Origin of the sequence: Pseudoalteromonas sp. 78C3, assembly GCF_002836695.1 — a bacterium.
GTDB lineage: Bacteria > Pseudomonadota > Gammaproteobacteria > Enterobacterales > Alteromonadaceae > Pseudoalteromonas > Pseudoalteromonas arctica.
Genome location: NZ_PJAV01000175.1, coordinates 43268 through 64879, shown reverse-complemented (window position 1 = coordinate 64879; position 21612 = coordinate 43268). Strand labels below are relative to the sequence as shown.

The 21612-nt window shown below is 40.1% G+C and carries 17 protein-coding genes and 1 tRNA gene; 8 read left to right on the top strand and 10 right to left on the bottom strand.

Annotated elements, in window-relative coordinates:
• Positions 1–239: 239 nt before the first annotated feature.
• The 7 genes from rplL to CXF76_RS19715 all read right to left on the bottom strand — a co-directional run bounded on the left by rplL (position 240) and on the right by CXF76_RS19715 (position 4002).
• Positions 240–602, bottom strand: coding sequence for a 50S ribosomal protein L7/L12 (gene rplL, locus CXF76_RS19745; protein ID WP_002958882.1), 363 nt, complete (start codon positions 600–602; stop codon positions 240–242).
• 76 nt (positions 603–678) lie between these two features.
• Positions 679–1173: a 50S ribosomal protein L10 gene (gene rplJ, locus CXF76_RS19740; RefSeq protein WP_002958881.1), complete on the bottom strand. Its 495-nt coding sequence runs from the start codon at positions 1171–1173 to the stop codon at positions 679–681.
• Between the two features lie 322 nt (positions 1174–1495).
• Positions 1496–2200: a 50S ribosomal protein L1 gene (rplA, locus tag CXF76_RS19735; protein ID WP_007580124.1), complete on the bottom strand. Its 705-nt coding sequence runs from the start codon at positions 2198–2200 to the stop codon at positions 1496–1498.
• Positions 2201–2203: 3 nt separating this feature from the next.
• Entirely contained in the window at positions 2204–2632 is a 429-nt protein-coding gene (rplK, locus tag CXF76_RS19730; RefSeq protein ID WP_002958879.1) for a 50S ribosomal protein L11, read from the bottom strand.
• Positions 2633–2846: 214 nt separating this feature from the next.
• Positions 2847–3410 carry a transcription termination/antitermination protein NusG gene (gene nusG / locus CXF76_RS19725; RefSeq protein ID WP_007580122.1) on the bottom strand — a complete coding sequence of 188 codons (564 nt, stop codon included), beginning with the start codon at positions 3408–3410 and terminating at the stop codon, positions 2847–2849.
• A gap of 4 nt (positions 3411–3414) precedes the next feature.
• Entirely contained in the window at positions 3415–3792 is a 378-nt protein-coding gene (secE, locus tag CXF76_RS19720) for a preprotein translocase subunit SecE (RefSeq protein ID WP_002958877.1), read from the bottom strand.
• A 133-nt stretch (positions 3793–3925) separates the two neighbouring features.
• Positions 3926–4002: transfer RNA gene (locus tag CXF76_RS19715), tRNA-Trp, on the bottom strand.
• Positions 4003–4166: 164 nt separating this feature from the next.
• Between CXF76_RS19715 and CXF76_RS19710 the strand changes: the two genes are divergently transcribed.
• Both CXF76_RS19710 and CXF76_RS19705 read left to right on the top strand, forming a co-directional pair.
• Positions 4167–8147 (top strand): hybrid sensor histidine kinase/response regulator transcription factor, encoded by a 3981-nt coding sequence (locus CXF76_RS19710; protein WP_101164437.1) that lies wholly within the window; start codon positions 4167–4169, stop codon positions 8145–8147.
• A gap of 136 nt (positions 8148–8283) precedes the next feature.
• Positions 8284–9414, top strand: coding sequence for a CsgG/HfaB family protein (locus CXF76_RS19705; RefSeq protein WP_101164436.1), 1131 nt, complete (start codon positions 8284–8286; stop codon positions 9412–9414).
• Positions 9415–9464: 50 nt separating this feature from the next.
• On the opposite strand, the gene CXF76_RS19700 is transcribed toward CXF76_RS19705, so the two are convergent.
• Positions 9465–10313 carry an SPFH domain-containing protein gene (locus tag CXF76_RS19700; protein WP_007580116.1) on the bottom strand — a complete coding sequence of 283 codons (849 nt, stop codon included), beginning with the start codon at positions 10311–10313 and terminating at the stop codon, positions 9465–9467.
• Positions 10314–10323: 10 nt separating this feature from the next.
• Positions 10324–11070 carry a deoxyribose-phosphate aldolase gene (gene deoC, locus CXF76_RS19695; protein WP_101164435.1) on the bottom strand — a complete coding sequence of 249 codons (747 nt, stop codon included), beginning with the start codon at positions 11068–11070 and terminating at the stop codon, positions 10324–10326.
• A gap of 450 nt (positions 11071–11520) precedes the next feature.
• Between deoC and cysG the strand changes: the two genes are divergently transcribed.
• The 6 genes from cysG to cysQ are packed head-to-tail and all read left to right on the top strand — an operon-like array spanning position 11521 to position 18483.
• Positions 11521–12948 (top strand): siroheme synthase CysG, encoded by a 1428-nt coding sequence (gene cysG, locus CXF76_RS19690; RefSeq protein WP_101164434.1) that lies wholly within the window; start codon positions 11521–11523, stop codon positions 12946–12948.
• Positions 12949–12997: 49 nt separating this feature from the next.
• Positions 12998–13897 (top strand): sulfate adenylyltransferase subunit CysD, encoded by a 900-nt coding sequence (cysD, locus tag CXF76_RS19685; RefSeq protein WP_007580110.1) that lies wholly within the window; start codon positions 12998–13000, stop codon positions 13895–13897.
• Complete coding sequence (gene cysN, locus CXF76_RS19680; protein ID WP_007580108.1) at positions 13897–15321, top strand: sulfate adenylyltransferase subunit CysN; 1425 nt, start codon at positions 13897–13899, stop codon at positions 15319–15321. Before cysD ends, cysN begins: the two co-directional genes overlap by 1 nt.
• A gap of 31 nt (positions 15322–15352) precedes the next feature.
• On the top strand, positions 15353–17077 hold the full coding sequence (locus CXF76_RS19675; RefSeq protein WP_010555007.1) for an SLC13 family permease: 1725 nt from the start codon (positions 15353–15355) through the stop codon (positions 17075–17077).
• A 32-nt stretch (positions 17078–17109) separates the two neighbouring features.
• Positions 17110–17703 (top strand): adenylyl-sulfate kinase, encoded by a 594-nt coding sequence (cysC, locus tag CXF76_RS19670; protein ID WP_101164433.1) that lies wholly within the window; start codon positions 17110–17112, stop codon positions 17701–17703.
• Between the two features lie 9 nt (positions 17704–17712).
• Positions 17713–18483, top strand: a complete 771-nt coding sequence (gene cysQ, locus CXF76_RS19665; protein WP_101164432.1) for a 3'(2'),5'-bisphosphate nucleotidase CysQ — start codon at positions 17713–17715, stop codon at positions 18481–18483.
• A 263-nt stretch (positions 18484–18746) separates the two neighbouring features.
• Here cysQ and CXF76_RS19660 read toward each other — a convergent pair whose 3' ends face one another.
• Positions 18747–21455 (bottom strand): P-loop NTPase fold protein, encoded by a 2709-nt coding sequence (locus CXF76_RS19660; RefSeq protein WP_101164431.1) that lies wholly within the window; start codon positions 21453–21455, stop codon positions 18747–18749.
• Positions 21456–21612 lie beyond the last annotated feature (157 nt).

Genomic DNA, 21612 nt, shown 5'->3' with positions numbered 1-21612 from the left:
CCTGTTCTTGTAAGAACAGACTTAACTGGCAGCTATGCCAAGATTTTACAACATTTAACTGTTGTTCTAATTAGATCCCACTTTAACACTAGCAAACTATAAAGCGTTGAAAGTAAAGAAAAAATCAGATTTTATTTGAGCTAAAAGAGTGCATCACTCTATAGCGCAAAAAGGCCGGTGATTAAATAATCACCAGCCCTTGCCTGATTTCTCAGGCAGCGAACTTAGCAAAAGCTAAATTACTTAACCTCAACTTCAGCACCAGCTTCAGTAAGATCTTTTGCAAGTGCTTCAGCTTCTTCTTTAGATACACCTTCTTTAACAGGTGTAGGAGCAGCTTCAACAAGAGCTTTCGCTTCTTTAAGGCCAAGGCCAGTTGCGCTACGAACAGCTTTGATTGCAGAAACCTTGTTAGCGCCAGCGCCAGTAAGGATTACGTCAAATTCTGTTTTCTCTTCAGCAGCTTCAGCAGCTGGACCAGCTACCATTGCAGCTGCAGCAGTTACGCCGAATTTTTCTTCCATTGCTTCGATAAGAGCAACAACGTCCATTACTGACATTTCAGCAATTGCGTCAAGGATTTGGTCTTTAGATACAGACATTACAAATTTCCTAATAATTAACGGACATTACGTCCAAATAAATTTTACACCGAAAGTGAGATTAAACAGCTTAAAATTAAGCAGCTTGCTCTTCTTTCTGTACACGTACTGCTTCAATTGTTTTACACAATTTGCCAGCAGACGCTTCTTTCATAGCACTCATTAAGCGTGCAACAGCTTCGTCGTATGTAGGTAATGTAGCAAGCATTGCTGCATCAACAACATTTCCTTCAAAAGCGGCCGTTTTAAGCTCGAATTTCTCATTCTTTTTCGCGAAATCTGAAAAGATACGCGCAGCAGCACCTGGGTGCTCTGATGAGAAAGCGATTAAGCTTGGACCAACAAATGAATCAGAAAGACACTCAAAATCTGTTCCTTCAAGAGCACGTTTTGCTAAAGTGTTACGGACAACTTTCATCCAAACACCATTTGCACGAGCTTCTTTACGAAGGGCAGTAATTGCGCCAACTGTTACACCACGAGAATCTGCAACAACTGCAGATAGAGCACCATTGGCTGCTTCGTTGACTTCAGCAACTATTGCTTTTTTGCCTTGAAGATTTAAAGCCATGGGTGTTACTCCTGGTTTAATGGGGATACCGATTATCGGATTCCCCTGTTCTACTCTTCCCTACCAAACAAGGTAGAGATGCTTTTTACGGCGAGAGCCAGAAGGATTAGGAAAAATCTATCTGGGGTCTACACCGTCTACGTAGGTGAATATTAAGGCCGAAGCCACCTACGGTCTTGGACGGAAGCCCAATTTATCGTTAACCCCGAAGGCTTAACGAAATTATGGACTTCAACCCGAATTCTTTACTTTGCCAATTAATAAATTAATCAACAAAATGGCGCGAAATTATAGTACAAATTTCACGCCATGTAAACACTGATTAAGCTACAGTTGTGCTTAAAGTGTTTTGGTCAACAGAAACGCCTGCGCCCATTGTTGTAGAGATAGTTACTTTCTTCAAGTAAACACCTTTAGCTTGAGAAGGTTTAGCCTTCTTAAGCGCAACAATTAGAGACTCAAGGTTTTGTTGTAATTGCTCTGCAGTGAAATCAACCTTACCAATAGTAGTATGGATGATGCCATTTTTGTCATTACGGTAACGTACTTGACCTGCTTTAGCATTTTTAACTGCTTCTGCAACGTTAGGCGTTACAGTACCAGTTTTAGGGTTTGGCATTAGACCACGTGGGCCTAAGATTTGACCTAGTTGACCAACAACACGCATAGCGTCTGGTGATGCAACAACAACGTCAAAGTTCATCTCGCCTTTTTTAACTAGTTCAGCAAGATCTTCCATGCCTACTAATTCAGCACCGGCTTCTTTTGCAGCTTCTGCATTAGCGCCTTGTGTGAATACAGCAACACGAACGTCACGACCAGTACCGTTAGGTAGTACAGTAGCACCACGAACGTTTTGATCAGATTTACGAGCATCGATACCAAGGTTAACGGCAACGTCAACACTTTCTACGAATTTAGCTGTCGCTAACTCTTTTAAAAGAGCAACTGCTTCATTGATCTCGTAATCTTTTGTTACTTCCACTTTTTCGCGGATAGTACGCATACGTTTAGTTAATTTAGCCATTTCTTAGTCCTCTACGTTCAAGCCCATCGCACGCGCAGAACCTGCGATAGTGCGAACCGCTGCGTCCATATCGGCAGCTGTAAGGTCAGTTCGTTTTGTCTCAACAATTTCTTCAAGTTGAGCACGAGTTACTGTGCCTACTTTATCAGTGTTAGGACGGCCTGAGCCTGACTTGATACCAGCAGCTTTCTTAAGTAAGTAAGCAGCAGGTGGCGTTTTCATGTCGAACGTAAATGAACGGTCACCGTAAACAGAGATCACTACAGGAACTGGAGCGCCTTTTTCGATAGACTCTGTACGTGCGTTAAACGCTTTACAGAATTCCATGATGTTTACACCGTGTTGACCTAGTGCAGGACCTACTGGAGGACTAGGATTAGCCATACCAGCGGCAACTTGTAGCTTGATTAGAGCTTCAACTTTTTTAGCCATTATAAATACCTCATTTGGTGGGTCTCAGCCTTGTGCGCGCGAGGACGCGTACTCTAACGGCTTCCCAGTTTAAAAATTGGTTTCGTACTTTTTGCACAGTAAAAAATAAATTTTACCTTAATACAAAAAGGCCGCTGATTATAAGTTAATCAGCGGCCTTTTTCAAGCTTCATGCCAAAATTTAAATAAAAATTAGCGAAGCTTTTTTAATCAATTACTTATCTTGCTCAACTTGACCGAATTCAAGCTCAACTGGCGTAGAACGACCAAAAATAAGTACAGATACTTTTACGCGGCTCTTTTCGTAGTCAACTTCTTCAACTACACCACTGAAATCTGCAAATGGTCCGTCTGTAACGCGCACAACTTCACCTGGTTCAAATAATGTAGCAGGTTTAGGTGCTTCAGCATTTTCTTGAAGGCGATTAAGAATGCGTTCTGCTTCTTTAGGAGTTATTGGAGCAGGACGATCAGACGTTCCACCAATAAAGCCCATTACACGTTCAGTGCTGTTCACTAAGTGCCAGCTTGCGTCATTCATATCCATTTGTACTAATACATAACCTGGGAAGAATTTACGCTCAGATTTACGCTTTTGGCCAGCGCGCATCTCAACAACTTCTTCAGTTGGTACTAGTATCTCACCAAAGCTCGATTCAAGACCTTCGATTTTAATGTGTTCAGTTAACGTTTGAGCTACACGCTTTTCGTAACCAGAAAAGGCTTGTACTACATACCAACGTAACTTAATTTCTTTGTTCTCGTTCTCATCCGACATGGGATCAGATCTCCAATCCAGTTAAAAAGCCTACAGCGCGGAATAAAATGCCATCTAATCCCCAAAGGATAAGTGCCATAATCACTGTTGCAACCATTACAATTAATGTCGTGTGGGTAGTTTCTTGGCGCGTTGGCCAAATAACTTTGCGTACTTCAATTCGAGCTTCTTTAGCGAAAGCAAGAAAGTTACGTCCCTTAAATGTTTGCGAGGCAATTGCTAATCCGGCCGCTATTGCAACAACAACGCCGATAGCACGTAGCAATACAGACTGATCTGCATACATATGATTACCAACAACTGCGCCTGCAAGTAGCGCGATTGCTACTAACCACTTTACTGACTCCATCGCACTTGATGGTGTTTCTACATTCGTGCTCATAATATTATTACCTTAACTACAGACACAACAACCCTACACTACGGTAAGGTTAATCCATTAAAATCTAAACTTAAAAACAGACTTAATCTTAAACCGGTTTTTAATCTCAGACTACTCAAACCACAAGTAAAACTGGCAGGGGCGGAGAGATTCGAACTCCCAACCATCGGTTTTGGAGACCGCTGTTCTACCAATTGGAACTACGCCCCTGCAAAGTGGATGCCTATTATACTTACGCAGTCCATTAACACAAGCCTAAAAGATACCCACATTGGAAAATCTCGGCATTGCATTAAAAAATCAATCTTAACATTGATTAAAAAGCAGTTTATGATTGTCAAAATTATAGGGACTCACAATTAGATGGGAAGTCTGTGAAAGCAATAAAAACAATCATAAGATATAAAATTATTAGCTTTTTATTATTATTTCATATTAGTTCTTATGCCCTGCCATTGTATTTAGATACATATACAAATGAACAAGGTTTATCACAAAATTCAATCACCTGCAGTACCACTGATGAAAAAGGGTTTCATTGGTTTGCTACCCAAGGTGGCTTAAACCGATTTGATGGGTATGAATTTAAGCACTATAAATTCAATCCTTCACACCCTAGTATTTCGGGGAATTGGATTACAGACTGCCTGAATTTAGGAAACGGCCACATTTGGTTTGCTACAACAAGTAATGGGCTCAACTTATTAAATACTGAAACAGGAAGTTTTAGTGTTTTTAACCAGTATTCAACCCCTCCTATTACAAACGAACGTATTTCATCAATTTCTTCTAATTCGCCACAAATCATTTGGATTGGTCACGATAAAGGGCAACTTACTCGTTTAGATACATACACAGGTACTACCGAATTATTTTCTTATCAGGGCACGAATCACTTAAATGTTGTTTTTAAGGATGTGCTTTTTGATGATCAAAAAAACCTTTGGTTAGCAAGTAGTATCGGGCTGATTAAGTTCGATACACAAACACATCAGTTCGAACATATACCTAATAGCCCTGAACAGCTCTGGCAATTAAAAAAAGCAGCAAACGGCAAATTTATTATAGGAGGTAAGACTGGTCTAAGTGTTTTTGACTCAAACACACTCGCATTTTATAACTTTGAGCAACTCAAAAATGTTTGGGTCACAGATATACTTTTTGATGATGAAAAAAAATTATGGGTAAGCACTTATGGTCATGGTCTTTATTACCAAGCTACAGATAATTTATTAAGTAGCGAGTTTCATCAACTTACTCACTCTCCAGATTTAAAACATGGCTTAGCTAACGATCACCTATTGTCACTTTACCAAGACCCTCAAGGCATTATTTGGATTGGTACAGACGGCTATGGATTACATCGCTATGATAAAAGGCAGGCTCAGTTTGGTCATCAAAAACATCAAAGCAATAACCCAGCTTCTATCTCGAATGACTTTGTAAGAGCAATACTCAAAGACAGTAACAACTTACTTTGGGTGGGTACGCGCGACGGACTTAACAAACAAACTGACACAGGATTTAAACGCTATAAAACAGATAAAAATCAAGATATAGGCTTAACTAATAACAATATATTTAGTCTTTATGAAGATGCCAATAAACGCGTATGGATAGGCACATACGGAGGTGGTTTACTGCTTTACAACCCAATTAATGATAACTTTTCGGCTTTTACTGTGCAAAGCCATCAACTCAGTAGTAACCGTATTTATGCAATCGAAGGTGATCTAAGTGGTAATTTATGGCTGGGCAGTAACGAAGGCTTAACGCGATTTAATCCCGATACTTTACAGGTTACAAATTTTAAATACAGCGCAGGTAAAAATAGTATCTCAAATAATACTGTTTTTAGTATTACTTATGACAGCGACAACAACGCTATATGGGCAGGAACCCGTGCAGGGTTAAATAAACTTTCTTTACATGATGAAACATTCACTCATTACCAAAGCGATCTTAAAAAGCCTAATAGTTTAACGCATGACATGGTTACATCCTTGCATTTACAAGATAAAAACACTTTATGGGTAGGTACTTTTGGCGGGCTCAATAAGTTAAATATCCAAACAAACAAAGTAATAAACATTACAGAGTCTGATGGCTTACTTAACGATAATATTTTTGCAATTAAACAAGATAGCAGCGGTTACTTGTGGCTAAGCAGCAACCAAGGCCTAACCCGGTATGCTCCTCAAACCCAACAAATGCAGCATTTTTTACCCGCAAACGGTATACAGCATCATTCTTTTATTTTAGGCGCCGCTTTTCAAGCAGATGACGGCGAGCTATTTTTTGGTGGTATTAATGGTTTTAATCAATTTGATCCGTTAAAACTGACTCTAGCAACTCAATCCCCAGAACCCGTTATTACAGACTTACTTATTTATAACCAGTCAGTCGCGACGCAGCAATATATAAAAAACAAGACTCAAACGGCTAAGCTTATAAGCTATACAGACAGACTATTTTTTAAAGAAGAAGATGGTGTTATCGGTTTTAAATTTTCTGCTTTAAACAGTGCAGAGCCCCCTTCTCAATACCAATATGCTTACAAGTTAGCTGGGTTAGATAAGCAGTTTTTATACGCAAACAAAAACCAGAGGCAAGTTAGTTATTCTCAACTTCCCGCTGGAAGCTATCACTTTATTGTAAAAGTTAAAGATCAATACGGTCAATGGAGTGATGATAAAATAATGGTTGCGCTTAAAGTTACTCCACCTTGGTGGAAGAACAATGTTGCCTATGTCACTTACATCATTATCGTATTATTTATAATGTGGTTAATTATAACAGCAAGGTATAGAGCTAACGTTGCAGAGCAAGCAAACTTAAAAGAGAAAGAACTTAGCAACTTAAAAACCCAACTATTAGATAATGTTAGCCATGAACTTAAAACACCATTGAGCTTAATATTAGCGCCACTTGAGAGTTTACAAAAAAGCCATAAGGATTCAGACACCCAACAAAAACTAGCGATGATTCAACGTAATAGCTATAAGCTATTGGATCAAATAAACCAACTTTTACAGCTCAGTCAGCGCCCAAGCACAGCAGTAAAACACGTCACACCCTATGCTATAAAGCCGGTAGTTAAACAATTAATTGAAGATTTTACCCCTTTATTTAAACAAAAAAATATTACGTTCGAGTTTGAAGATTTAACACAAAAAACTATTCCCATTAAATTAGAGCTAAATCATACAATTTCTATTATCAGTAACTTATTGAGTAACGCCCAAAAATACACTCCAAACACTGGCAAAGTATTACTTCAGCTATTAACTCAAAAACAAACATTAATCATCACAGTCTCAGATACTGGTGTTGGTATAGATAAAGAGCACCTTGAGACCGTTTTTCAACGATTTACACGCATAGATACGAGTAATCAAAGCGGTAGCGGTATTGGCTTAGCGCTGGTGAAGCAGCTAGTTGAGCAATATGGAGGAACTATTGAACTTAAAAGTGAATTAAACAAAGGAAGTTGTTTTACTGTTTCACTCCCAACAACTCAAATAGACAAAACCTCTAACCTTACTGCTCTTGCTGTCTCTAAAAACAATAATTTATGTGCAGTAAAAAGTAATAAGATTCTTATTATTGAAGACAACGATGAAATGCGTGATTTAATAACTTCACTATTTATTAGTAGCTTCACGTGTATAAGTGCAGCTAACGGAGAGCTAGGTTTAGCTTTATGTAAAAACGAAATGCCTGACTTGGTAATAAGTGATGTAATGATGCCTGTTATGGATGGCTATCAGTTTATTAAAGCACTGCGCAGCGACACGGCTATTAGCCATATTCCGGTGTTATTACTTTCAGCAAAGGCAGATACGCACAGTAAATTAAAGGGCCTAGACTTACTTGCTGATGACTATTTGAGTAAACCTTTTGAGCCGCAGCTGTTACTCAGCCGTGTTCAAGGGTTATTAACGATTAGAGAAGTACTTAATCAACATTTAAAACAACAACTACCTGCTTTATCACAAACAACCCAGCTCGACCCACAAATGGCGCAAAGTAAAGATTATGTATTTACCGAGCGTGTAAAAACGACAGTAAAAGAGCATTACCAAGACGAAGCATTTAGCGTAGAAGAATTTGCAGCAGCGCTCTACCTTAGCCCTCGCGCTTTACAATTAAAAATGAAAGCCTTGTACAACCTAACACCAAGCGATTACATTCGAAATATTCGTTTAGAATTTGCACAAGAGCTTTTAAAAAATAGTGAGCTTGCAATTGGCCTAGTAGCACAGCAAGTTGGCTTTAATTCACAAAGCTACTTTGCCCGGTGCTTTAAAGCAAAATATAATATGTCCCCAAAACAGTTTCGCGAACAATCCTGATAAATTTCGCCTGTGTGACTAAATATTTCGCACCAGTACTATTATTAACCTACTGATTTAACTAAATTAACATGAATTTAAATATTAAAGGAAATGCACTGCATTTCCCTTGAGCATATTAATTAAGGACAGTCATATGTTAAAAGCACCACAAAAACTATTATTAACGGCACTATTAACTACCACTCTGAGCGCTTGTCAAAGCACCTCCACAAATGTTACGTCAGGTCAAAATTCACCAGACATAAACACTGTCGCCCAAGAACAATACAATGGGCCCAAAGCTCGCATTGCTGTTGCACGCTTTACCGACAAATCAAACAACTCAAAATGGTGGCGTAAAGAAATAGGCGACGGTATGGCTGATCAATTAACTACGGCACTCGTATCAACAAATCGCTTTATTGTTTTAGAGCGCCAAGCGCTTGATGCTGTTTTATCAGAACAAGACCTAGCAGCCTCAGGTCGCGTTAGTGCATCATCGGGTGCCGCTTATGGTGAGATTGAAGGCGCTGAAATAGTCGTTATTGCTGCCGTAACTGAATTTGATGACGATAGCTCTGGTGCAAGTGTTGGCAGTGGCGGCTTTATGGGTGATGTATTTAGCTCTGTATCCGCTGGTTTCTCAGGCTCGCATATGGCGATTGATCTTCGTCTAATAGATACACGCACATCACGCATTTTAGCTGCAACAAGTGTTGAAGGTGGCAGTAAAGATTTTGACTTTACTGGAGCCGCAACCAACTTTGGTGGCGCACTTGTTGGCGGTAATATTAGTGGATGGTCTGATACCCCTAAAGAAAAAGCCCTTCGTGAAGTTATTATTAAAGCGGTTGAGTTTTTAGAAACTAAAATTCCAGATACTTACTATCGCTATAACAGTAATAACACTTTAGCATCGGGTTACACTGCGCCGCCACCGGCAGCTGTACAAGCAAAAACAGCCAGCAAGAGCGCTGTAACAGTTGATGTACCCACTCATAGAATGCCACATTATGAAAAGATGGATTTAGCAATGTCGCGCCTAAGCTTGGTATGTTTGGGTTACCTAAGAAACCAGCCTGATTACGAAGAATTTGAAACACAGGATGTTGAGTACGATCGTAAAACAGTTATCGCACTTCGTGAGTACCAACAAGATAAAAAACTAAAGGTAACCGGTTTAGCTGATGAAACAACTAAAAAGTCACTTGATGATAGTGGTTGTATTGCTAAAACGAACAAATCAAGCCTCGAAAGTATAAGCAACATGTTTAAGTTTAATTAATGGCTTTGACTTGGGTAGCTAATAAAAAGAGCTACCCAAGTACTCACTATCTAGTTAGCGCCTTTAACAAGTGGCACTCCGTTATTACCTACCGGAATATAAACAGTTGTATGATTAGGTGACTCAGCCATTTTTATTTGTGCATTAATAGCTTCATGTTGAATGTAATTAGCTGTTAGTGTTGCGTTAATGATCTTCTGAGCTTGAGCAATCCCTTTGGCTTCTTCAACCCTAATTTCAGCGTCTTTTTTGGCAATCTCTTTTTGTGTTTCTTTTTCCGATAATAGCTGCTGAGCTGCCAATTTTTTCTCAACTGCATTAGCAACAATATCGGGGTAATTAATATTGCCTACTACAACGTTTGCAAGTTTAAACGGCGTTGTCGACAAATAACTTTGCAGGCGCAGAGTCACTTCCTTCGCAATTTTCTCACGATTTGTTTTAAGCTCGCCACTATCGTATTTTTGTACTGTATCGCGCACATACGTTCTAAAAGTTTCACGTACAAAGCGTTTATACCAATTTTCGGCGCCGTACTGCTCTACCACAGTTTTAACAGAGCCACTCTCAATAGCAATAACAGCATGAAAATCAAATTTAATATTTAAATCATCATTCGCTAAGATTCTAAATGTCTCGGTATATGTATTAGGTCGCATATCGATGTTTACCACTTCATTTCGCAGTAATGACATACCGTAATTAGATGGGCCCTTCATTGTTCCTTGATAACCACCTTCACCAAATACACGCGGCTTTTCGAATACGTAACCTTCTTCACCTGCGGGTGTGCTTGGGTTAGTACATGCAGTTAATCCAAAACCAACGACTCCTACAACCAATGCACCTTTAAATAGGTTATTAAACAGTGTTTGTGTCCCGGAGTTTCTTGCTCTCATCATCTTTCCTTTAATTACTTTTTAATATTGTATAAACGTCACTTAACAAGCTTGAAGCACCAAACCTAAATGTATTTGCTTGCAAATAATCATCACCCATTATTGTGCGTGCTAGCGCTAAATAATCACTGGCATCGGCAACAGTTTTAACACCGCCGGCAGCTTTAAAGCCCACACATTTATCCGAGTTTTTAATGGCTGTTAGCATAATTCTTGTTGATTCAAGGGTTGCATTAATGGCCACTTTACCCGTACTGGTTTTTACAAAATCGGCACCACCTTCAATTGCCAATTGAGTAGCCTGCGTTATTAGCGCTTCGGTTTTTAGCTCACCGCTTTCTATTATTACTTTTAGTTGGGCGCGCGACCCACATGCTTTTTTACTTTCGCTTACATAGCTAAGTACTGTTTGAACATCGCCCGCTATGAGTTTTTTGTAAGGAATAACCAAATCAATTTCGTCAGCGCCGCGCTCTATTGCAATAAGTGTTTCGTTAATTACATCACTCAGTGGCGCATCACCTGTTGGAAAATTAGTGACCGTTGCAACTTTTACGTGATTAAGCTCACGCGCTGCGAGTGCTATTTTTGCATCATCAACAAAGTCGCTATAAACACATACGGCGGCAGGCGTACCTAAGGTAGGATTTATGTTATCAACAAGTGCTTGAATGCTTTTGGTGGTATCGCTGGTATTTAAGCTTGTTAAATCCATCAGTGCGACTGCTAATGCGGCATCTTTTTGGTGTTGTGTCATTAGAGCTCCGTTGCTTATGTAATACCAATTTTATTAAAAACATAATCATTTTAGCGTATTAAATAACTCACTAACTACGTTAAAAATTATTTATATAGAACAACTATGTATCATAATTTTAGCCTTGTTATTGAGCTATTTTCTCGTCGCTATAATAGATCACTAATTTTATGCAATTGGTATAAGTACAAAATTTGATATGCCTCCATATTAACAAATTAAACCAAACTCGCTATAGCTCATAACCAAACACTATAAGCTGTTTATTTTACTTGTAACTCGGCGCAATCCCTTGTTAACTAACTCTTAGGCCTAAAAAGCCCACCTATTATAACTTTTGGTTATATCAACTTGGTTTTAATTATTTTTTACTTATTGATAGCCGCTATATTCTGCTTATCAGAATAAAGCGTTTTCTTATATTTGAATTTGTTTAGGGGTCTTATTAACGTGCAGTATTTACCTATCTTTACCAAACTCGACAACAAACCAGTATTGGTTGTTGGCGGTGGAGAGGTCGCATTACGCAAATGTCGCGCGTTTTTAAAAGCGAGAGCAAGCGTTACTTTAGTAGCGCCTTGGTTTTGCGACGAACTAAAAGAGCATGCGCATAATAATGAAGTAACGCTTATTGATGCTTATTTTGATGAGTCGCATCTCGATGGAAAAATGCTTGTTATTGCAGCAACCGACCGCGATGAAGTAAACAACAACGTATTTGAACTTGCCAATGCCCGCAATGTATTTGTAAACGTGGTTGATGACCAACCTAAATGTACGTTTATATTTCCATCCATTGTTGACCGCGACCCAATTACGATTGCTATATCAAGTGCAGGCACAGCGCCGGTACTTGCGCGTCGCTTACGCGAAAAGCTCGAAACCCTTATTCCGCATCATATTGGCCCACTTGCAACACTTGTAGGTGGCTTTAGAGACAAAGTAAAAAAACGCTTTAAACATTTTTCAGACCGCCGCCAATTTTGGGAAGGCGTGTTCGACTCATCTGTCGTGAGTAAAGTGCAAACCGGTGATACTCAAGCCGCACAGCAGCAACTAGAGCAAATGCTAGATGCTAAAGCAGAACCTGAAGGCGAAGTATATGTAGTAGGTGCAGGCCCTGGCGATCCAGAGCTTTTAACACTTAAAGCACTGCAACTTATGCAACAAGCCGATGTGGTTGTATACGACTTTTTAGTGTCTGACGAAATTATGGAATTAGTGCGTCGTGATGCTGACCTTATTTGTGTAGGCAAACGTTTGGGCGATCATAGTGTTGTTCAAGACGACACCAACCAAATGCTGGTCGACCTTGCTAAACAAGGCAAAAAAGTGTGCCGCATTAAAGGTGGCGACCCGTTTATTTATGGTCGTGGTGGCGAAGAAGTACAAGTACTAGCTGCTAACAACGTAAATTATCAAATTGTACCAGGTATTACAGCCGCTGCAGGTTGTAGTGCTTATGCGGGTATTCCGCTTACGCATCGTGACCACGCACAAGCCATTCAATTTGTAACTGGCCACTGTAAAAAAGACGGTCAAGAACTTGATTGGCAATCGCTGGCAAAAGCAAATCAAACGCTTGCTATTTACATGGGCGTAATTAAATCGCCGCACATACAAAGCGAGCTTTTAAAACATGGCCGCAAAGCCGACACACCTGTTGCCATTATCGAAAACGGTACACGCAAAAATCAGCGTGTAGTAACAGGCCAACTAGGCGAACTTGCCGACTTAATCCAGCGCAACAGTATTATATCACCTGCGCTACTCATTATTGGTGAAGTAGCCGCCCTGCACTCGCAACTAGCGTGGTTTGGGAAAAACGAACAAACAAGCAGCTTTGCACAGCCGCTAACAGATGTATCAAATACATAACCGAATTTTAAATTTGTAACTTTTAATCATTTTAGTAGGACGACTAACAATGGCTTTAACTCACCTTCAGCAACTAGAAGCTGAAAGTATCAAAATCATGCGCGAAGTCGCCGCTGAGTTTGAGAACCCAGTAATGCTTTACTCTATTGGTAAAGATTCGTCGGTACTTTTGCACTTAGCGCGTAAAGCATTTTACCCTGCAAAAATTCCGTTTCCGTTATTACACGTAGACACCAATTGGAAGTTTCGTGAAATGATTGAGTTTCGCGACCGTATAGCTAAAGAATACGGTTTTGACCTACTGGTACACAAAAATCCAGAAGGCATTGAAATGGGTGTAGGCCCGTTTACGCATGGCTCGGGTAAACATACCGACATAATGAAAACCCAAGGCTTAAAGCAAGCACTTAACAAATATGGTTTTGATGCTGCATTTGGTGGCGCACGCCGCGATGAAGAAAAGTCACGCGCAAAAGAGCGTGTTTATTCGTTCCGCGATAAACACCACCGTTGGGACCCTAAAAACCAACGTCCTGAGCTTTGGAACACTTATAACAGCCAAGTTAATCAGGGCGAAAGCATTCGTGTTTTCCCGTTATCTAACTGGACTGAGCTTGATATTTGGCAATACATTTACCAAGAAAACATCGACATGGTGCCGCTTTACCTAGCAAAAGAGCGCCCTGTTGTTGATCGCGATGGCACCCTAATTATGGTTGACGATGAGCGTATGCCACTTAATGAAGGTGAAGTACCGCAAATGAAATCTGTACGTTTTCGTACATTAGGCTGCTACCCACTTACCGGTGCAGTTGAGTCAACAGCCAGTACTTTAACCGAAATTATTGAAGAAATGCTGCTATCTACGTCATCTGAACGTGAAGGTCGTGTTATTGACCATGATTCAGCCGGCTCAATGGAGAAGAAAAAACGTGAGGGGTATTTTTAATGTCTAGCCAAAATAACGATACATTTAACGAAGTAAAAGAAATAGGCATAGACGCCTACCTAGCACGCCAACAAGACAAAAGCTTATTGCGTATGCTTACGTGTGGCAGCGTAGATGACGGTAAATCAACATTGATTGGCCGCCTACTGCACGACAGCCACCAAATTTATGAAGATCAGCTAGCAGCCCTTCATAAAGATAACGAAAAAGTAGGTAATGCAGGTGAAGATCTTGACCTTGCATTATTAGTTGATGGCCTACAAGCTGAGCGCGAGCAAGGCATTACCATTGACGTAGCGTACCGTTACTTTTCAACGGCTAAGCGTAAATTTATTATTGCCGACACACCTGGGCACGAGCAATACACACGCAACATGGTAACGGGTGCATCAACAAGTGATGTCGCCATTATTTTGGTTGATGCGCGTTACGGCGTGCAAGTACAAACCAAGCGCCACAGCTTTATTTGTGACTCGCTTGGCATTAAGCAGTTTGTTGTTGCCGTTAATAAAATGGATATCGTTGATTTTGACGAAACCGTGTATGAAAAAATTAAGGCCGATTACCTTAAATTTGCTGAGCAACTTAACGTATCAAACATTAAGTTTGTGCCTATGTCGGCGCTTAAAGGCGACAACGTAGTAACTCGCTCTGCTCATACACCGTATTACACTGACAAGCCGCTACTTGAATTACTAGAAGATTCGCCAGCAGCCGAAACAGATACAGGCTTTGAAGCGCGCCTACCGGTGCAATATGTAGTGCGTCCTAATTTAAACTTCCGTGGTTTTCAGGGCACACTTACATCGGGCAAGATACACGTAGGCGATGCTATAAAAGTATTACCGTCAGGTAAAACATCAAGCATTAAAGAAATTGTTACCTTTGATGGCAACCTAGACAGCGCAGAAGCAGGCCAAGCAATTACCGTTACCCTAAATAACGAAATTGATATTAGCCGAGGCGACGTAATCGTACCTGCAAATTCAACGGCCGTTGTTACTAACCAGCTGCAAGCTAAAATTGTGTGGATGCATGAGTCGCCATTAGTATTAGGTAAAAGCTATAACCTAAAGCTAGGCAGCAAAAACACTTCAGCTATTGTTACAAAAATTGATTACACGATTGATGTAAACACGCTTGAGCACGGCACTAGCGACTCACTGCAGTTAAACGAAATTGCGATTGTAACGCTTGAACTAACCGAAACTATTTTGGCAGACGAGTACCACAGCAATCACGAAACAGGCTCGTTTATATTAATCGATCGCTTATCAAACCTAACCGTTGCTGCGGGCATGATTGAACAAGTACTGCAAAGCCAAGCACAGCAAAGTAACTTTAGCGAATTTGAAGTTGAATTTAACAGCTTAGTACGCAAGCACTTTCCGCATTGGCAAGCGCTTGATATTTCTAAGTTATAAGTTAACTTTAGCCTGTTAGGAATTTAAAAGCATGGTAGAACAGCTCGTTTTAACAGGCATTATGCTTACCTTAGTCGGGTGCCTTTTTGGCACCCGTATTAATCCAGCATGGTTATTTGTAAGCGCAATTGGCACCAGCTACTTAGCAGGGCTAATCGATCTTGAAAGCATGTTAATTAATTATGCTAACCCGTCGCTTATCACTTTAGTACTATTGGTGTTAGTGTCGACCGCAATAGAAAAAACCACCCTAATTCAAAAGTTAGCGCAATCGCTATCTAAAGGTAGTTTAGTAAAATCGGTAACAAAATTGGGGTTATCAACCGCCTTTTTATCGTCGTTTACTAACAATACCGCCGTTGTTGCATCGCTTATTACCGCGATAAAAGACAACCCTAATCACTCCCCTTCAAAGCTATTATTACCGCTGTCGTACACTGCTATTTTGGGCGGCACTATTACGCTTATTGGTACATCAACCAACTTAATCGTCAATGGCTTTGCAGTTGATGCGGGCATGGAACCGCTGGGCTTTTTTGACTTTACCTTAGTGGGTTTAGGCGCGTTAAGCGTAGGCCTAATTACCATTTTAGTGATGCTTAAATACTTACCCGACAACGGTAAAAGCGACCAAGAAGTCGTGCCTTTTTACCTAGAAGGCAAAGTACAAGCAAACTCAAAGTTAATAGGCCAAACCGTTGAAGAAAACGGCCTGCGTGATTTAAAAGACTTATTCCTTGCTGAAATTATTCGCGATGGCAGCCGCATTTGCGCAGTCACCCCGCAGCAAATTATTCAAAAAGATGACGTGCTGCTTTTTGTAGGTGACATAAAATCGGTGCCATTACTTACCCGTTTCGACGGCCTAAAAGTAGTACACGAAAATCATCAAAAAGACATAGAACACTTAGTAGAAGTCGTTGTAAGTCAGTCTTCAAAATTTATAGGTAAAACCGTAAAAGAAGCCCGCTTTAGAGAACAGTTTCATGCAGCCGTTATTGCCATTCGCCGTGGTCACGACCGCTTACAAGGCGGCCTTGGGCAAGTGCAATTACAAGCTGGCGACTCACTAATACTTGCCCCAGGCAAAAACTTTTATACCTTGCCTAACTTAAAGCGCGAATTTGTGTATATTTCAGGGTTTGACTTACAAGCCCACCTTGCACCTAAGCAATCAAACATTGTGCTACTAAGCTTTGCCGCAGTACTGGGTTTAAGTATTATTGGCATAGTGCCGCTGGTTAAAGGCTTATTAGTATTACTGATTGGCTTAATGCTCAGTGGCACCATAAAACTTAACGAAGTAAAACGCCGTTTTCCTATCGAGTTACTCGTAGTCGTAGGTAGTGCCATTGGCCTTGCCAAGTTAATGATAGGCACCGGACTTGCCGGGCAAATATCCGACGCCATGTTTATGGTACTTGGCGACTTTGGCCCGTACGGCGCATTTATTGCCATATTTTTAATGACCGTATTATTTACCGAGCTTATTACTAATAACGCAGCAGCTGCCTTGTCGTTCCCTGTTGCTTACTCGCTCGCGGTTGGTTTTAATGTAGACCCGCTACCATTTATTATGGCGGTTGCCTTTGGCGCATCAGCCAGCTTTATATCGCCATTTGGGTATCAAACTAATCTAATGGTTTATAGCGCGGGTAACTATCGCTTAAAAGATTACATAGTGATGGGCTTACCCCTTTCTATTATTTATTCAATCACGGTATTAACCTTGATCCCGCTGGTATTTCCGTTTTAATACCTGCGCTCACAGCATAAGAGACTCTCACTATGGATGAAAATATAGTTTGGCATAACTACGCAACTACAAAAGCACAGCGTAGTGAGCAAAAAAAACATAAGCCCGCTATTTTATGGTTTACCGGTTTTTCGGGCTCTGGCAAAAGCACCGTAGCAAACGCACTAGAAGCAGCGCTTAATCAGCAAGGTACGCACACTTACCTGCTCGATGGCGACAACGTACGCCACGGTTTGTGTAAAGACCTAGGCTTTAGCGACGAAGACCGCATTGAAAACATACGCCGCGTAGGCGAAACCGCTAAACTAATGACCGACGCTGGCTTGTTAGTACTTACTGCGTTTATATCGCCTTTTAGAGCGGAGCGCGATATGGTGCGCAGCCTAGTAGATGACGGCGAATTTATTGAAGTATTTATCGATACCCCACTGGATGTATGCGAAAGCCGCGATCCAAAAGGCTTATACAAAAAAGCCCGCGCTGGAGAGATAAAACACTTCACTGGTATCGATTCAAGCTACGAAGTGCCAAATAATCCAGAAATAATTTTAGATACAAGTAAAAACTCCCTAGACCAATCGGTTACACAACTGATAACGTATCTAAAACAAAAGCACATAATATAGGTTAACCCCATGAATCAAACCGAACTGCTAGAAGAAACCCTCATCCTTGCCCGCAAAGCAGGCCAAGCGATAATGGGAATTTACGAAAAGGATTTTAACGTTGAGTACAAAGCCGATGAAAGTCCCGTAACCGACGCCGATTTAGCAGCTCATAAACTGATTGTGGCAGGGCTTCAACAGCTCACACCCGACATTCCAATACTCAGTGAAGAAAACGCCGACATAAGTTGGGATGTACGCCAAACGTGGAAAAGCTACTGGTTAGTTGATCCAATCGACGGCACTAAAGAATTTATTAAAAAGAACGGTGAATTTACCGTAAACATCGCCCTAATTAAAAACGGCACTCCTATTTTAGCCGTAGTAGATGCACCTGCCCTTGGCGTATCGTACTTAGCCGCCGAAGCAATTGGCGCATTTAAAGATAAAGGCGATGAGCGAATTGAGCTTAAAGTAACCACCAAACCTAACAAAGGGTTAATTCGTGTTGTAGGCAGCCGCTCGCACCCATCACCCGATTTAGCCGAGTTTGTAAAACGCTTTGACGAGGTTGAAATGGTGTCTAAAGGCAGCTCACTAAAGCTGTGTTTAGTCGCTGAGGGCAGCGCCGATATTTACCCGCGCTTGGGCCCAACCTGCGAATGGGATACCGGAGCAGGCCATGCAATCGCCGAAATAGCCGGTGCTAAAGTCACTAAGCTTGATGGCAGCCCACTTATTTATAACACCAAAGATGAATACTTAAATCCGTATTTTATTGTGAGTGCGTTGGAAGAATAAAAGCTTCGAGCTGTTAGCCACGAGCAGCTCAATGTAAATCTAAACACCGTAGGTTGGGTTGAGTGGAACGAAACCCAACATGGTTGAGCACTAAACTATAAAGCCTTATACAATAGGCTTTGGTTTCTAATTTCCTCAAGAAGAGGCTTTAGCTACATTCTATTTGAAAATAGTAACCTCATCACAGAGTAAACTAAAACGCTTTGCTGAGAAATATAACAGTATTGTTCGCTCTCACGATAGAGTTTCCTAACTCCTCCGACCTAAACAACATTTAAATTCTCATAAGCAGGTAGTTTAGACGTATTAATGAGAGCTACATTGCTGTTTGTGGGGGCTTCGATGCTAAAACTTGACAGCTGCTCTCCGAAGTAATGGAACTCCCTTTGACTTGTTAGATCTGAAAACTGTTGTTTTGAGTGGTAACTCTGATAACTTTTCATTAAGTAAGTTAATATAAGTTTTCCGAGATCATTAGAATTAAGTTGATCTAACATGTCTTCATATTCAACAGGTACTATATGTGTATATCCTAGATATTTTAAAAGGCGATCAAAATTAACTCTACCATCTTTAATAAACAATAGTTTATTTATTACTTCATAGAAATTTTCTAGGTCTAAGTTATTTGCTATTAACCAAGTAATAGCTAAGTCTATATTTTCGTTTATATTTCTTCCCGGTTCAGCAAACTGCAAAATGCAGGAACTTGGAGTATCAGCCTCAAAAAATTTAACTAAACCTTTTGTGCTATCTTTGCAACAGCGAGGTATGAAAAAAAACCGTTCAACCCCCTGGCTATATTCTTCAGAGAGGGACAACCATTCATTTAAGAATACAACAATACTTTGCGATTCCCTCAACTCAATAATTTTAGCAATTAAGACTTGATCACTTAACTCTCCATTACTAGGTATTTGTTCTAATAATATTCTATTTAAATAATCTATATTCCAAGTCATGCACCCCAAACTTTGTTGTGTATGGCGATTCATATTTAAATTTATCTCTTCTCTATTATTTAAAATCGACTTCTTTTCATGCTCACTAGTCAAAGGATCATTAAGCCTCTGTTTTTGGATAAGCCATTGATACCTTTCTAGAAGAGGCTTTGTACAGAATAAGTGCTTTAATAATTGCTCTAAATTATCGTCTATATTACCCGTTTCATTTGAAGACATCTTTTCAATAAGTGACTTAATTCTTTTACCTTCATACTCTTCAATTATTTTAGGTCTATTTATTTTCATCTTAATAAATGCAGAATAATTCACTTCTTTCAAGCTAATAGCTTGTAATAATGACATAAAGTTAACCTCGCCCATCAACTTTTTAGGTTGCCACACTTGGTCAACTCTGCGTAATATTTTTTTCATTATCCTTAATGAGGTAATAAACTCATTTAAGTGCCGTATATCTTGGTTATTTTTTGAGAACTCAGGTGTATTTCCTCTTAGAGTAAAAATATCACCATCTCGCTTTTCAAGTAGCCCACTATTACCAAAAATATAATAACTTTTATGAGCCGTATTTTTATGAGGGGAAATTGCACTTTCAACACTTAATTTAATGTAATTAAATATCCTTTCAGTCAAATCAATGGTAAAAATATCTTCCCTATAATCAGTCGCCTTTGAAATAACTTCAGCGGCAACTTCATTTTCATTCCCCATCACGACGATAAAATTGATATGACTCAAATCTCGATTTTTCAATCTATCCAACAGTGCAGCAATATCATTTAACCGTTTTTCATTTTCATCGCCTGCTCCACGATCTACATCTTGCAGGGTGATCAGTAATTTGTGGTTGGTTGCATCAAGAACGTCATTAAGCTTTTGAAAACTTCCCTCAATATCAACGGGGCCTGCGAGTAACGTAGATGCAAACTGAAATACACTACCGCCAGACTTCAACGCTTCGGTGTAATGCTTAGGTAACGCACGAAAGGCACACATATCAATATACTGGCTTATATCGTCGATAATATGGCTCAATACAACATGCGCAACACTGCCGCTGGCTGCGCCCCACGTTGATATATCGCTGTGTATCCAAGTACTCTCTTTTTCAGCGGGTTTTGCCAAATCATTCGCAATACTTTCGACTATACTGCTTTTTCCGCAACCATAAGGCCCACAAAGAGCTATGTGTTGTGCTAAATCCTTTTCATCTTTATTACCACCATTTTGCAGCCGCTTGGTGATACGCTTTGCATACACCTGTAAGTCGGGCTCTAATCTTTCTGTGCTTTTGATAGTTGAATCATCTTTAAACCACTTTCTGAAATTTTCTAACGTTTTTAGTTCTGGGCTTTCTTTAGTTTCAATCGGCTCAATTTCAGAAGTAAAATTTTGTTGTTTGCTCTGCCTGTGTTCATCGCACAATAAGTAAATCGCTAAAATTAAATAGCTACCAGCTAGATAAATGAAAGCATCAAAAGCAGGGGGCATATCAGCTAGGTTGACTGCACAAATGATAAAGGCTGCACTAAGAACAACTAATACAGCCGTAAAAATTGGCTTTTGGGTATAGAGCTTTGTCTGATAAATGACAGTTATGAGCATGCCAACAAACGTAAGCACTAGGTATTTTAAGCTTATAAAGCTTTGTGCGTATAGCGCAGCTTCATCAAGTTTTGGGGCTGTATTTAGTATGTAAAAAGCAGCTATAAACAATGACGCTAATACAGCAATTGTTACCGGCGGATATCGCCAGCTAAATACAACACTGCGTTTGGGGTGCGATATATAAAACCTATCAAGCAGGAGCTTTATGCCAATACCCGCTAAAAATGCGCTACTGTAATGCAGGATTGGATTGGCATGTAAAATAGCGCTCCAACTTGAATATGTCTTTTGTACAAAACCGACTTTACTTAAAAATACAGTAATTGTTGCAGCAGTAATTGCGCACAATAAAAGAGAGAGCCAGCGTGTGGCTGTAATAGGGAGAGCTTTAACTTGCGACAACTTAATATCCTTATCAATACGTTACCTTGCCAGTGTATATCAATTGAATATTATTGGATAAGCAAGTTTAAGAAATAAAGTCGCCTCTTGGCTTTACCGCTCGAATGACGCTATGGCTTGTTGGGTTTCGCTTCGCTCTACCCAACCTACGCTTTGA